Source organism: Streptomyces sp. NTD91, from assembly GCF_059510455.1.
Map to the genome: position 1 here is coordinate 1 of NZ_JCAJZW010000038.1, position 14055 is coordinate 14055.

Here is a 14055-nt window from a genome sequence, read left to right on the forward strand (position 1 = left end):
ATGCTCGACGAATGGGCCTACGCCCGCCCCTACCGCTCAGAACAGGAACGACGCGACGCCTTCCCCGACTGGCTGCACACCCACAATCACCACCGCGGACACACCGCGCTGAAAGGCCAACCACCCGCCAGCCGCGTCCCCAACCTCACAGGGCAATACACCTAGGGCTGTCCGACCATTCGCGTCGTTGCCCGAAGGGCGGCCGCGCGGCGTCAGGTGCGTGCTCCCGGCGTGCCGGCTCCAGGCCCTCGTACCGGACGTCCCCGCTCCGGGACCGGTGCGACGAGTGGGGGCACCTCCCACGCCGCCCAGGCAGTGGGGGAGCGTGCACGGCGTCGCGCGGCAGACGGGAATGGGCAGACGGGCCCTCGGGCCGTTCGAGGGCGGCCTCCAGCCGGGCGACGTCCTCGGCGTCCTTGGCCCGGCGGGTCCGGCAGGGATCCCGGACGGGCATCATGCGCCTGATCTCGATCTGCGCGGCCCGGCGACGTGGGCGCCATCACCCGCGTCCCAGCCCCGGGGCTGCTGACAGGACCACCGGTCACGGGCCATGATCCGGTCATGGAACAGCAGCCCCTGCCCCTCGCGGGCGTCACCGTCGTCGCCGTCGAACAGGCCGTGTCCGCGCCCTTCGCGACGCGGCAGCTCGCCGATCTGGGCGCCCGGGTCATCAAGGTGGAGCGGGTCGACGGCGGCGACTTCGCGCGCGGGTACGACACGGCGGCCCGCGGTCTCGCCTCGCACTTCGTGTGGTGCAACCGCGGCAAGGAGTCCATCGCCCTGGACCTCAAGGATCCGCGCGGCCTTGAGGCCGTACGGCGGCTCGTCGCGGACGCGGACGTGTTCGTGCAGAACCTCGCGCACGGGGCGGCGGCCCGACTCGGGCTCGACGCGGCCACGCTGTGCGCGGCCCATCCGCGGCTGATCGCCGTGGACATCTCCGGATACGGCTCCTCGGGGCCGTACGCGGACAAGCGGGCGTACGACATGCTCGTGCAGTGCGAGGCGGGGCTCGTGTCGGTGACCGGGACGCCGGAGCAGCCGGTGAAGGCGGGTATCCCGGCTGCGGACATCGCGGCGGCCATGTACGCGTTCTCGGGCGTCCTGGCGGCCCTCGTGCGGCGCGGGACGACCGGGCGGGGCGGGCCGGTGGAGGTGTCGATGCTGGAGTCGCTCGCCGAGTGGCTGGGGCATCCGCTGCACCACACGATGCACGGGGGTGAGCCACCGGCGCGCACCGGCCTGGCACACGCCGTCATCGCGCCGTACGACGCCTATGCGACGGCGGACGGCGGGCGCGTGCTGGTGTCGGTGCAGAACGACCGGGAGTGGCGGCGGCTGACCGAACAGGTCATACGACGCCCGGAATTGGGGACGGACCCGGCCTGCGCGACGAACACGGCACGGGTTGCGAACCGGGAGAAGACGGATGCGCTGGTGGCGCGGGCGCTCGGCGTGCTGGGCACCGAGGAGGCGCTGGCCCGGCTGGAGAAGGCGGGCATCGCCTGCGCCCGGCTGCGGGACCTGCCCGAGCTGGCCGCGCACCCACAGCTCGCGGCCCGGGAGCGGTGGCGCGAGGTGGGTTCGCCGGTCGGGCCGCTGAAGGCGCTGCTGCCTCCCATCACGCTGCCGGGCGGGGACCAGGCGCGGATGGGTGAGGTGCCGGCGCTCGGGCAGCACACCCGGGCCCTGCTGCGTGCCGTGGGGATGACGGACGACGAGATCGCAGCGATGCGCCGGGACGGTGCGGCGGCCTGAGCGCCGGTCTTCCGGACGGGCCGGGGGACGGCCGCCTGCCAGGTCGAGGGTGGCTCGGGGCGGCCGACGAGCGGTTCGGTACCCGCTCAGTGACCGCCGAACAGCGAGCGGCGCAGCCGGCGCAGTGGTGCGAACAGGGAGACACGGCTGACCCGCCTGCCCCGGTCGCTGCGCTGGTGTGCGGTGTCACGCGCCGTCAGCTCGCGCATCAGCGAGGTCGCCTCGGCCGTCTCCCGCTGCGGTACGGCGGGGCCCGCCAGCACCGACAGATGGCGGTCGAGACGCGAACTGGTCGCGCTGCTCCCGCAGGTGATCGCAGGGACCCTGGCCCTGCTGCGCACTGTTATCTGCTCCATGTCACTCCCCACCCGTACGAGTCCACCCGGCCCGGGCAGAGTAACCCTATCGCCCCAGGGGGGCACGCGTGTATCTCGGCCACAGGATTCACCTTCCCTGCAAGGAGGTTGACCATCCGCCTTTGACTACTCTCCGAATCCGACCGGTTTCAGGGCGAGTTGGACAATGGGCTGGCCAGTGGGCCGTGCTGAGCCCCCGTCAGGCTCGACGGTCACGGCGAGTGACGTCGAGGAGGTCTCGAGACCTTTCGCGACCAAGGGCGTGTCGCCCGCGAAGAGCCCGAGGGAGCGCGGTTGCGCACGGGGGCGCATGAGCCAGAGCTGGTGGACGCGGCCGGCAGGCGGGGTGTCGTAGCCGCTGAGGGTGACGACGGCCTCGCCCTCCGCAGCGGAAGCGATCACTCCGATACCGCGGCCCCGGGCGTCCTCGCTGGTGGTCGCGCGGGCGTCGGGCGCGGCCAGAACGTGGGCGATCTCACGTGCCCGCGACCGCTCCACGTCCAGCCGGCCCTCGGTGCGCCGGGCCTGCACGGCGAAGAGCGAGGCGACGACGAGGGCCGCCGCCGCGGTCGCCGTGGCGAGCGGCACGAACAGGGGGCGCGTGCGGGGCGTACGGGTGCGTCCCGGCGGGGGCCGGGTGCCCCAGACGTACGGCGGCAGCCGGGGTGTGGGCTCCGGTGTGGGCGTCCGGCCCCGCTCCTGCGGGGTGGTGCGTACGGCGGCCAGCACCCGGTCGCGCAGCGCCGGGGGCGCGTGGGCCGCGGTGGACCAGGCGAGACGCACCGCGTCCTCGGCCAGTTCCCGCACCTCGGCCGTGCAGCGGTCGCAGCCCCGCAGGTGTTTCACGAACCGGCGCCGCTCGGCCGGTTCGAGGGCGTCGAGGGCGTAGGGCGCGGCGAGGGAGTGCGGGCCCTCGCGGCGCAGCAGCCCGCCGAGGACGCTCATACGGCACCTCCCAGGCACTCGCGGAGCCGGGTGAGCCCGTCGCGCATGCGCGTCTTGACCGTGCCGAGCGGCAGCGAGAGCCGCTCGGCGACCTCACGGTAGGTGTAGCCGTCGTAGTAGGCGAGGGTCACGGACTGGCGTTGCAGGTCCGTGAGCCGGCGCAGGCAGCGGCGCACCCACTCGCGTTCCATGCCGGCCTCGACCTCCTCGGCGACCTGGTCGAAGGGGGGCTCCCCGGCACGCAGGGCCTCCCGCTGCTCGCGTTCTCCGGCCGCGCGGGCACTGCGCACCCGGTCGACGGCGCGGCGGTGGGCGAGGGTGAGGATCCAGGACAGCGCGCTGCCCCGGCCGGGGTCGTACCGGGCGGCCTGCCGCCAGGTCTCGAGCAGGACCTCCTGGGCGACCTCCTCGGACTGGGCGGCGTCGCGCACCACCCGCCGTACGAGTCCGTACACGGGGCCGGACACCAGTGCGTACAGGTCCTCGAACGCCCGTTGGTCGCCCCCCGCGACGAGCATCAGCAGCTCGTCCGCCCGTACGCCGGCCGCCTCTCCGTGACCGCAGCCGGCCCTTCCGCGCACTCCACGCATCCGCACGAACGCACACCTCCCGCGGGTGATACGGATCCGCGGTCCGAAAACGCGGGTCGCAGGGGCCGGAAAGTTTTTCTCCGGCCGGCCAATCCGCACGGCGGCCGGCTCCGAAGACCTCTCCGCCCCACCCCGGACCGGCGCGGCCCGTACTTCCCCCTCCCCCACGGCGGGCCGCGCCTCCCACACGGCCGACGGACGCAGGAGACGGCATGGACGCGCGCAGCCAGGAAACCGAGAAGGACGGCCGGAGCGGCGGTGACACGGGGCCCGGGTCCGATCCGCGTGTCGCAGCACTGCGGCGGTTCGCCGCCGCCGTCCGGCGTCGGCGGGAGTACGACTCCTCGGCCGCGGAGCCCTCTTGACCGGCAGGGCCCGGCCCCTCGCGGTGCGCCGGCCGGTGCCGCTCACGTCGTCGTGGCCCTGGGCGCCGGATCGGGTCGCGGGGGGCCGTATCCGTGCTCGGCTGAGCTACTTTGAGGGTTCCGCGCGACTTGTCTGGGGGGCGACCGTGACCGAAGAGCCCGGCCGCGAACGTGTGGTCGCGGGCCGCTACCGTCTGCTCTCGCCGCTGGGCGAGGGCGGCATGGGCACCGTGTGGCGCGCCCGGGACGAGGTGCTGCACCGCGAGGTGGCCGTCAAGGAGGTGCGGGCCCCGGCCGGGCTGCCGGCATCCGGCGTGGAGCGGATGTACGCCCGCCTGGAGCGTGAGGCGTGGGCGGCGGCCCGGGTCGCCGACCGGAACGTGGTCACGGTGTACGACGTGGCCGTGGAGGACGGCCGGCCGTGGATCGTGATGGAGTTGGTGCGCGGGCTGTCGCTCGCCGACCTGCTGGAGGCGGAGGGCCCACTCACGCCGCAGCGGGCCGCGCACATCGGTGCCGAGGTGCTGTCCGCGCTGCGCGCCGCGCACGCCGCCGGGGTGCTGCACCGGGACGTGAAGCCGGCCAACGTGCTGCTCGCCGACGACGGCCGGGTGGTGCTGACCGACTTCGGGATCGCCTCGGTGGAGGGAAGCTCCGCGCTGACCATGACCGGCGAGGTGATCGGCTCGCCGGAATTCCTCGCGCCGGAGCGGGCGTTGGGGCGAACGCCGGGTCCCGAGTCGGACCTGTGGTCGCTGGGTGTGCTGCTGTACGCGGCGGTGGAGGGTGTCTCGCCGTTCCGGTACGACACCCCGCTCAGCACCCTGCGTGCCGTGGTGGACGAGGAGTTGCCGCCGCCGCGCCGGGCCGGGCTGCTCGCCGGCGTCATCGAGGGGCTGTTGCGCAAGGATCCGGCCGAGCGCCCGGACGCCGAGCGGGTGGAGCACGACCTGCGGATCGTCGCGGCCGGAGGCGTCCCCTCCGGGGGAGCAGCGCCCCGGGCGGCCACGACGGCGCTGCCCCCGTACGGCACCCCGACCGTCAGCGCGCAGCACCGGCAGCCGTACCGGGAACCGTCGCCCTCCCCCACCCCACCGCTGCCTCGGTCCGGCACCACGGCGTCGGGCGGGCCCGAGCGCCGTCGCACGGGCGCGGTGCTGGTGACGGGCCTGCTGGTGCTCGTCCTGGCGCTGGCGGGGCTGACGTACGCGCTGCTGAACCACGACAACGGCGGCGGCCAGGGGAGCGCGGGCGGTGCCGGCCGGACGAGCGGCGGCGTGCGGACGCCGGCCACGCACGGCGGCACGCACTCGGCCGCGGGAACGCCCTCGGCCGCGGGCGGCAGCGGGCCGTCGAGCACGCAGCCGGAGCAGTCCGTGCGGGTCACGGTGGCGGGCGTGCACACCACGTACTCCGGGAGCTGTCCGCCACCGGCCGCGCAGACGGCCTCGTTCACGGCGACGTTCACGGTCGGGCGGCTGCCGGCGCAGGTGGAGTACCGCTGGGTGACGACACGGGGATCGGTCTCCGACCCGGGATGGCACACGCTGTCCTTCCCGGACGGCGGCGAGCGGACCCGGCAGGTGCGGGTGACGCTGACGGTGCACCAGGGCGGCGGGTCGAGCGGGGAGCAGATCTGGGTGAAGGTGCGTGCCCCCGTGCAGACGACGTCGAACACGGTTCCGTTCTCCGTGGACTGCACGACGCCGACGCCGACGGAGACCCCGTCGGACGGGGCCTCCGCCTCGGCCTCGGGCCCGCCGGAGAGTTCACCCTGAGGGGCGAGGCCGTTCGGGTCAGGCGTTGTTCGTGAGCACCGGCAGATAACCGCCCGACTGGCCGGCCGCGGTGGGGTGGTACGACTCGCTGATGTTGAGCCAGTTGACGCTGTGCAGCCAGGAGCTGCCGGAGCAGATCTCGTGGGTGGAGAAGGCGGTGCGCACGTCTCCGAAGACGAAGCCGTGGGCCTGGGCGCGCTTCTGGATGGCGGCGTCGATGTAGTCGGAGGCGCCGTTGATCGCGGACCGCTTGGTGTCGGAGAGCCCGAGGCACGTCTGGCCGAGCAGGTAGAAGCGGGGATAGCTGAGGACGACCACTCGGGCGCTCGGGGCCTTGACGCTGATCGCGTTGTAGACGGTGTCCAGCTTGCCGGGGAGCGTGGAGTCGACGTACGCCTCGGCGGTGGCGATCCTGGCGAGGCAGTCGCTGTCGGACTGGAGCACACAGGTCGTCATGACGTCGGAGAAGCCCGCGTCGTTGCCGCCGATGGTGATGGACACCAGTGAGGTGGAGGAGTTCAGAGAGCCGAGCTGGTTCGCCATGACGTCGTCCGTCGTGGCGCCCGAGCAGGCGTTGAAGGCGAACGAGGACGGGCCGTGCGCGGCGTTCCACAGGTACGGATACGCCTGGGTGCTGCGGTCGCAACTGCCGCTGGAGCTGATGTAGCTGCCCGCGCCGACCCCGGAGGAGTAGGAGTCGCCGAGGGCCACATAGCCGCCGGTCGCGGCCGTCGCGTGACCGGTCCCGGTGAGACCCAGGCCGGCGGCGAGGAGGAGCGAGGTCACGAATCCGGTAAGTCGGGAACGTCTCATGGAACCTCCCTTTAGCATGATCTCTGCCATAACTGTGGTAGCAACTACGCGTGTTGACGGGAAGTGTCCATGCCAAAACTCTTATGGTCTCAACAGGATCGACGCGAAACGTTCACGGCTCATCTATTGCGCGTACATGCCAATACGGTTTGACGTCATGTCATCACGGCGGTGTGGCACGCATGTTCGAAGGCGGGCTGCCCGTCTTGACGCCCTCCCCGGGGTTGGGTCACATTGAAGCCCGGCATCCGGCGCGTCGGGGGGCAAAGTCGCCCATGCAGACCATACGCATCAAGACATCTTCATTGCCGCTGCTCGCGGGGGCCGCGACCGCTCTCGCGGGGTTCGGCGCGCTGCTCGCCCTCACCGATTCCACGTCCAGGCTGCGCGGCCCGTGCACCCTGTTCTTCCTGCTGGCCGCGCCGGCCGTGGCGCTCGCCGCGGCGCTGCGCGGGCTGGATCCCTTCGCCCGGGCACTGTGCGCGCTTGCGGGCTCGGTCGTCGTCGACATGCTGGTTGCCCAGGGCATGCTCGCGCTCCACCGTTGGTCGGTGCGCGGCGGGGTGGTCGCGGTGACCGTGCTGAGCGTGTTGCTTCTGCTGGTCGTCGTGGTCCGGGAACGACTTTCCGGAAAACGCACACATAGCCGAGCAACACCGGCCAAGGTTGTGTAACGGCCAAACCAACAAAACTGTGAGTCAGCCCCTCAGGGGTTGCCTATACGGTTCAATCGTCAATACCGTCATACATCTCACCCGCATCGGCACGTCGGCACACGGCACCAGGGGAGGGCTCGGGGGCCGCGGCGTCCACCGGCGCGGGGCGCGGTAGGGGGGTGCCGTGCTCGGTGACCGCAAGCGTTACCGAGTCGTGCCGCGCGACCGGCTGCCGTTCTTCTCCGGCGGGCCGGCCAGCTTTGCCAGCTCATCCGTGTGCGCGGAGACCATGTCACCGCGCCGAAGATGAGAACCCCCCTTTCGAACCGGACACAGATCCGGGCCGCCCGGGGGTGGGTGGCCCACCGGACGAGAGGGAAAAGACTCATGAGTTCCGTCCTGCGCCCGCCGAGTTTCGGCCGAGATCCTTCAATCGCCGCGCACTACCGGCCGATCTCCTCCCACCTGGCGATCACTCCGCCGGTGAGCGTGGTCATTCCCGCCATGAACGAGGCGGAGAATCTGCCCTACGTCTTCAAGACGCTCCCCGGCTGGATACACGAAGTCGTTCTCGTGGACGGCAACTCCACGGACGGCACTGTCGACGTGGCCCGCTCCCTGTGGCCGGACGTCAAGGTCGTCGAACAGCGCGGCCGGGGCAAGGGGGATGCCCTGATCACCGGGTTCGAGGCGTGCAGCGGCGACATCATCGTGATGGTCGACGCGGACGGCTCGGCCGACGGCGGCGAGATCGTCAGCTACGTCTCCGCGCTGGTCTCCGGCGCCGACTTCGCCAAGGGCTCGCGCTTCGCCAACGGCGGCGGCACCGACGACATGACCTTCGTCCGCAAGCTCGGCAACTGGGCGCTGTGCACCGTCGTCAACCGCAAGTTCGGCGCCCGCTACACCGACCTGTGCTACGGCTACAACGCGTTCTGGCGGCACTGCCTGGACAAGATCGACCTCGACTGCACCGGCTTCGAGGTCGAGACGCTGATGAACATCAGAGTGGTCAAGGCCGGCCTGAAGGTCCAGGAGATCCCGAGCCACGAGTACCTGCGCATCCACGGCACCAGCAACCTGCGGGCCGTGCGCGACGGGTTCCGGGTGCTCAAGGTCATCCTCAAGGAACGCTCCAACCGGCGCGAACTGCGCCGCCAGGAACGCCACTCGCCGATGCTCGACACGGTCCGGGGAGAGGTGTCTTGAGAGGTCCCGGCATCTCCGTCGTGATCTGCGTGTACACCGACGACCGCTGGGAGGACATCCTCGCGGCGGTCTCCTCGGTGCGCGCGCAGTCGTACGCGGCGCTGGAGACGCTCCTGGTCGTGGACCACAACCCGGCCCTGAGAGACCGGCTGGAGCGCGAGTACAAGGAGACCGAGGGTGTCCGGGTGCTGCCCAACGCGGGCCCGCGCGGCCTGTCCGCCGGCCGCAACACCGGCATCGCCGCCTCCCACGGCGAGGTCATCGCCTTCCTCGACGACGACGCCGTGGCCGAGCGGGACTGGCTGCGTCACTTCGCCGAGGGCTATGCCGACCCGCGCGTCATGGCGGTCGGCGGCCGTACGGAGCCCGTCTGGTCGTCGGGCCGACGACCGGCCTGGTTCCCGGAGGAGTTCGACTGGGTGGTGGGCTGCACCTACAAGGGCCTGCCCCCGGGCCGGGTCCGCGTCCGCAACGTGCTCGGCGGGAACGCCTCCTTCCGGCGTACGGCGTTCGATGCGGCGGGCGGCTTCGCCACCGGCATCGGCCGCGACGGCGACCGTCGCCCGCTCGGCTGCGAGGAGACGGAGCTGTGCATCCGCCTGACCCGCGCCCGCCCCGACGCCGTCCTGCTCGTCGACGACCGCGCGGTGATCCACCACCGGGTCCCCGAACCCCGCGAGCACTTCGCCTACTTCCGCACCCGCACCTACGCCGAGGGCCTGTCCAAGGCGCTGGTCGCGCGGAGCGTCGGCGCGGGCAAGGGCCTGGAGTCCGAACGCCGGTACACCACCCGGGTCCTGCCCGCAGGGGTCGCTCGTGGCCTGCGAGACGCCCTGCTGGCCCGGCGTGGCGGCGCGGGCCGCGCGAGCGCGATCGTCGCCGGCGTGCTCGCCGCGGCCGGCGGCTACGTGGTGGGCAGTGTGCGGGCGCGGCGATGCGGTACGACGTTCTCGGTGGCGCCGATCGAGGAGGACATCCATGGCTGACGGCCCCGTGCCCATCCTCATGTACCACTCCGTCGCCACCGCACCCAACGACGCCACCCGGGTCCTGTCGGTCGCGCCGGAGGCGTTCGCCGAGCAGATGGCGCTCATCGGCGACCTGGGCCTGACCCCGGTGAGCACCGCCGATCTCGCGGCCCGCTGGCGCTCCGGCCGCCCGCTGCCCACCAGGCCGGTGCTGATCACCTTCGACGACGGCTACGCGGGCGTCCACCGGCACGCGCTGCCCGTCCTCGAAAAGCACGGCTTCCCGGCCACCCTGTTCGTCTCCACCGGCTGGATCAGGGGCGCGTACGACACCGGGGGCGCCCTGGACACCATGCTCGACTGGCGGCAGGTGCGCGAACTGGCGGCCGCCGGCATCGAGATCGGCGGCCACAGCCACACCCACCCGCAGCTCGACCAGCTCGACGACGTCGCGCTGCGCACCGAGCTGACCCGCTGCACCGAGATCGTGATGGCTGAACTCGGCGCCCGCCCAGCGTCGTTCGCCTACCCGTACGGCTACTCCGACCGCCGGGTCCGCGAGGCGGTGCGCGCGGGCGGGTACGCCCAGGCGCTCGCCGTCGGCAACGGACTCGCCCGCCGCCGCCAGGGACCGTACGCGCTGCAGCGGGTCACGGTCCGGCGCTCCACCGGCGTGGAGGAGTTCGAGCGGCTGCTCCACGCCCGCTCCGTCGCCCGCGCGTTCGCCAGGGACCGTACCCTCACCAAGGGGTACGCCCTCGTCCGCAGAGCCCGTCAGGTCCGCCGGAAGGTCATGCGTTCCCGTGTCTGACACGACCACCACGACCGAGTCCGCGACGAGCGGTGCCGGGGCGCCCGAGAAGTCCGGGCGCCGCCTGCGGCTGCCCGGCACGGGCCGGTCCCCCGGCGGCAGCCCGCTGTTCCGCAACGCCTATGCGCTGATGCTCAACACCGGCATCTCCGCCGTCCTCGGGCTCGGCTTCTGGCTGGCCGCGGCACGCTACTACTCCGAGTCGGCGGTCGGGCAGGGCTCGGCCGCCATCGCCGCGATGAAGTTCCTCGCCGGGCTGACGGCGGTGACCCTCACCGGTGCCCTCGCCCGCTTCATCCCCATCGCCGGGGCACGCACCAGCACGCTCATCTTCCGCACGTACGCGGGCAGTTCACTGCTCGTGGCGGTCGCGGCGGGCGTCTTCCTGCTGACCCTGGACACCTGGGGGCCGTCGTACCGCTTCCTGCACGGGACGGTCAACGGGCTCGGCTTCGTCGCGGCCGTGATCGCCTGGAACGTGCTCACCCTCCAGGACGGCGTGCTGACCGGACTGCGCAGCGCGACCTGGGTGCCGGTCGGCAACACCGTGTTCTCGGCGGTGAAGCTGGCCCTGCTCGTCGCGTTCGCCGTCGCCGTCCCGACCACCGGGGTGTTCGTCTCCTGGGTGGCCGCGATCGCCACCTCGGTGGTGCCGCTGGGCTGGCTGGTGTTCCGGCGTCTCGTGCCCCGGCACACGAAGGCCACCGAGGGCCACGCGGATCCGCCGACCCTGCGGCAGGTCGGCCGGTTCCTGGCCGGGGACTACACCGGCTCGCTGTTCTCGCTGGCCGTGATCTACCTCGTCCCGGTGATCGTCGCCGCGCAGGTCAGCTCGGCGGAGAACGCCTACTTCTACATCGCCACCACCATCGGCGGCACGACCGACCTCCTCGCCATCAACATGGGCGCGTCCCTCACGGTCGAGGGCTCGCACGACCCGGCGCGGCTGGCCGCCTACACCCGCGCGGCGCTGAAGCGGATGGCCCGGATCATGCTGCCGATCGCGGCCGTGTGGATCATCGGCGCGCCCTGGATCCTCGGCGTGTTCGGCCAGGGCTACGCGCACGCGGCGACCCCGTTGCTGCGCTGGCTCGCGGTCGGCTCGGTGCTGCGGGTCGTGATCGAGACGTACTTCGCGGTGCTGCGCGCGCGCAGCCGCACCGCCGGACTGGCCTGGCTGCAGGGCCTGCTGTGCGTGCTGGTGCTGGGCCTGACTCTGCTGCTCCTGCCCCGGATGGGGCTGACCGGCGCGGGCATCGCCGAGGCCGGGAGCCTGGCCGTGGTCGCGGCGATCGCCGCACCGAAGCTCTTCAGGACGGTCCGCACCGCGGCGGACGCGGTACCGGACACGGCGCCCCCCGACGGCGACCTCGCCGATCTGGGTGCGCCGGAGGTGCCGGCCGGCTCCCGCGCGCGCCGGCACGGCCCGGCCTGGGCCCTCGACTCCGACACCCTCGCCCTCGGCGTCCACGTCGACTTCGACCACGTGGAACGCCGCCCGGACGTCCGCCCGGGCCCCGGCACCCCGCCCGCCGGTACGCCGGTCCTGCCGGTGGAGGGCAGAGAACCCCGCAGCGAGGCCTCACCGGGCCCGGCTGTGACCGGGCTGCCGCGGGAGGCGGAGGCGGCGGAGGTGGACGCACCGTTCACCGAGGAGGAACTGGACGCGTCGGTGGGCAGGATCGACCCCATGGGGACGACCGACCCGCCCGTGCCGGAGCCCGCGCAGACTGCCGTGCCGGGCGAAGCCGGGCCCGAGGAGCCACCGGCACCGGCCTTCGTGCGGCGGCTGCCGCCCACCCGCACCGGTGTCGTCCTCGGCTGTCTGCTGATCGCCGCGCTGCTGCTGTACTGGGTGCCCGCACTGCGGCTCGGCGAGGCCGACCTGGACCGGATGGGCGGCCTGGGTCTGATCTCGGTGCTGCCGCTGCCGACCCTCGTCGGAGCGGCCCTGCTGGTCACCGTGTTCGCGGCGCTGCTCTGGCTGCGCCGGGAACACCGGGCACTGCTGCTGCTCACGCTGGTCGCGACGGTCGTGTCGCTGCACGCGCTGCCCGCCGTGATCGAGACAGAGCCGCGGTTCCCGACAGCCTGGCAGCACCTGGGGTTCCTCGACTACATCGACCGCACCGGGTCCGCCGTACCCGACCTGGACGCCCGCTGGAGCTGGCCGGGCTTCTTCGCGGTGGCCGCGTTCGTCGGCCGGGCCTGCGGGATCACCGACTTCACCGAGGTGATCCGCTGGTGGCCGACGGCCATCCAACTCGCCTATCTCGCACCGATGTTCTTGCTCACCCGGTCGCTCAGGGCGAGCTGGCGGGCCAGGTGGACCGGCATCTGGCTGTTCGTGCTGTGCGGCTGGGTCGGCCAGGACTACTTCTCCCCGCAGGGCTTCACCTATCTGCTGTACCTGATGTTCGTGGCGATCCTGCTGGTCTGGTTCCGCCCGCCCCGCGTGATCTGGACCAGGTTCCGGCCGGGCGAGGCCGAGGTGGAACCGGCCGCCCGGCGCCAACGGGCCGTGCTGCTGCTTCTGCTGCTCGGCCTGTACGGGGCGAGCGTGCCCGCGCACCAGCTCACGCCCTTCATGATGCTCGGCGTGCTCGCCGCGCTCGTCCTGCTCGGCCGCTGCGAACTGCGCGGCCTGCCACTGCTGTTCGCGGTGCTGGTCGCGGTCTGGGTGGGCTTCATGGCCGAGCCGTACTGGTCCGGGCACTTCAACGACCTGTTCGGCGGGGTCGGCGGCGTCGGCAGCAATGTCTCCACCTCCGTCTCCGGCCGGATCCAGGGCGGCGACTCCACCCACAAACTGGTGCTGTACACCCGGGTGCTACTGGCCGGCTCGGTCATGGCCTTCGCCTGCTGGGGCTGGTGGCGGCGGCGCTTCCACCGCTACCGCGAACGCTCGCTGCTGGTGCTGACCTTCGTGCCGTTCCTGGGCTTCGGCATGCAGTCGTACGGCGGCGAGATGGCGCTGCGCGTCTTCATGTTCGCGGTGCCGGGCGCGGCCCTGCTCGGCGCACTCGCCCTCTTCCCGCGCGCCGGGGTCACGGCCGAGGAACGCGCGAAGGACCGGGTGAGCCTCGCCCCGCTGGCCGCGCTGCTCGCCGGCCTGCTGCTGATCGGCGGCTTCCTGGTGGCGCGCTGGGGCAACGAGCCGTTCGAGCGCACCCGGCCCGGCGAGGTCGCGGCCATGAACTGGGTGTACGCCCACGACAGGCCGACCGTACGGCTGCTGTGGCTGACCCAGGACACGGTCAACGACGTGACTCCGGCGATGCCGTGGGGCGCGAAGGACATGGAGCGGGTGAACTACGTGCCCACCCTCGCCCCCACCGACCCGGTGCTGGTGTCGGGCCTGGTCAAGGCGCTCAAGGACGCCGGCCGCCACTCGTATCTGATGATCAACCGCAGCCAGGTGACCTATCTTCAGCTGGACGCGGGCTACTCGGCGACCTGGGAGCCCCGGCTGATCGAGAACCTGGACAACCGGCAGGAGCTGACGAAGGTCCTGGTCAACGACGACGTCACCGTGTACGCGCTGCGCAAGCGGCCGCCCGGCGCCGTACCGCAGCCGCACCCGGGCCCGATCGGTCCGCTGATCACCTGGACGCCGTGGTCGGTGGTCGGCGCGCTGGCCGCCGTCATCCTGATCCTGCTGCTGGCCGCACGGGAGGTCGCGCGGGTCGCGGTCCGGTCCGGGGTACGCCGGCTGCGGCTGCTCCAGGGCTCGTTCTGGTTCGCGCTGCCGCTGCTGGCGGTGGTGCTCGGCTCACTGGTGCAGCGGTTCCTGACCATGAAGTGAG

12 protein-coding genes and 1 pseudogene are annotated in these 14055 nt (G+C 72.5%); 9 read left to right on the forward strand and 4 right to left on the reverse strand.

Features of this window, described 5'->3' with window-relative positions; genetic code table 11:
- Positions 1 to 165 (forward strand): annotated as a pseudogene (locus tag AC5WRT_RS29665) (IS481 family transposase); the annotation flags it as partial.
- Positions 166 to 561: 396 nt separating this feature from the next.
- On the forward strand, positions 562 to 1758 hold the full coding sequence (locus tag AC5WRT_RS29670; protein WP_496097089.1) for a CaiB/BaiF CoA transferase family protein: 1197 nt from the start codon (positions 562 to 564) through the stop codon (positions 1756 to 1758).
- Between the two features lie 86 nt (positions 1759 to 1844).
- Here AC5WRT_RS29670 and AC5WRT_RS29675 read toward each other — a convergent pair whose 3' ends face one another.
- The 3 genes from AC5WRT_RS29675 to AC5WRT_RS29685 all read right to left on the reverse strand — a co-directional run bounded on the left by AC5WRT_RS29675 (position 1845) and on the right by AC5WRT_RS29685 (position 3649).
- Positions 1845 to 2114: a hypothetical protein gene (locus tag AC5WRT_RS29675; protein ID WP_496097090.1), complete on the reverse strand. Its 270-nt coding sequence runs from the start codon at positions 2112 to 2114 to the stop codon at positions 1845 to 1847.
- Positions 2115 to 2240: 126 nt separating this feature from the next.
- A complete protein-coding gene (locus AC5WRT_RS29680) occupies positions 2241 to 3059 on the reverse strand; it encodes an anti-sigma factor (protein ID WP_496097091.1) in 819 nt (272 codons plus the stop codon).
- The gene (locus AC5WRT_RS29685; protein ID WP_496097154.1) at positions 3056 to 3649 is read right to left on the reverse strand and encodes a sigma-70 family RNA polymerase sigma factor; all 594 of its coding nucleotides are present in this window, start codon (positions 3647 to 3649) and stop codon (positions 3056 to 3058) included. The genes AC5WRT_RS29680 and AC5WRT_RS29685 overlap by 4 nt, the downstream gene beginning before the upstream one ends.
- A 212-nt stretch (positions 3650 to 3861) precedes the next feature.
- Between AC5WRT_RS29685 and AC5WRT_RS29690 the strand changes: the two genes are divergently transcribed.
- Positions 3862 to 4014: a hypothetical protein gene (locus AC5WRT_RS29690; RefSeq protein ID WP_496097092.1), complete on the forward strand. Its 153-nt coding sequence runs from the start codon at positions 3862 to 3864 to the stop codon at positions 4012 to 4014.
- 146 nt (positions 4015 to 4160) lie between these two features.
- A complete protein-coding gene (locus AC5WRT_RS29695) occupies positions 4161 to 5792 on the forward strand; it encodes a serine/threonine-protein kinase (protein WP_496097093.1) in 1632 nt (543 codons plus the stop codon).
- A gap of 18 nt (positions 5793 to 5810) precedes the next feature.
- Here AC5WRT_RS29695 and AC5WRT_RS29700 read toward each other — a convergent pair whose 3' ends face one another.
- On the reverse strand, positions 5811 to 6605 hold the full coding sequence (locus tag AC5WRT_RS29700) for an SGNH/GDSL hydrolase family protein (protein WP_496097094.1): 795 nt from the start codon (positions 6603 to 6605) through the stop codon (positions 5811 to 5813).
- A 275-nt stretch (positions 6606 to 6880) separates the two neighbouring features.
- Between AC5WRT_RS29700 and AC5WRT_RS29705 the strand changes: the two genes are divergently transcribed.
- The 5 genes from AC5WRT_RS29705 to AC5WRT_RS29725 all read left to right on the forward strand — a co-directional run bounded on the left by AC5WRT_RS29705 (position 6881) and on the right by AC5WRT_RS29725 (position 14054).
- Positions 6881 to 7279 (forward strand): hypothetical protein, encoded by a 399-nt coding sequence (locus tag AC5WRT_RS29705; RefSeq protein WP_496097095.1) that lies wholly within the window; start codon positions 6881 to 6883, stop codon positions 7277 to 7279.
- A 369-nt stretch (positions 7280 to 7648) separates the two neighbouring features.
- A complete protein-coding gene (locus tag AC5WRT_RS29710) occupies positions 7649 to 8470 on the forward strand; it encodes a glycosyltransferase family 2 protein (protein WP_496097096.1) in 822 nt (273 codons plus the stop codon).
- Positions 8467 to 9456, forward strand: a complete 990-nt coding sequence (locus tag AC5WRT_RS29715) for a glycosyltransferase family 2 protein (RefSeq protein ID WP_496097097.1) — start codon at positions 8467 to 8469, stop codon at positions 9454 to 9456. Before AC5WRT_RS29710 ends, AC5WRT_RS29715 begins: the two co-directional genes overlap by 4 nt.
- On the forward strand, positions 9449 to 10249 hold the full coding sequence (locus AC5WRT_RS29720) for a polysaccharide deacetylase family protein (RefSeq protein ID WP_496100793.1): 801 nt from the start codon (positions 9449 to 9451) through the stop codon (positions 10247 to 10249). The genes AC5WRT_RS29715 and AC5WRT_RS29720 overlap by 8 nt, the downstream gene beginning before the upstream one ends.
- On the forward strand, positions 10242 to 14054 hold the full coding sequence (locus AC5WRT_RS29725) for a lipopolysaccharide biosynthesis protein (RefSeq protein WP_496097099.1): 3813 nt from the start codon (positions 10242 to 10244) through the stop codon (positions 14052 to 14054). Before AC5WRT_RS29720 ends, AC5WRT_RS29725 begins: the two co-directional genes overlap by 8 nt.
- Position 14055 lies beyond the last annotated feature (1 nt).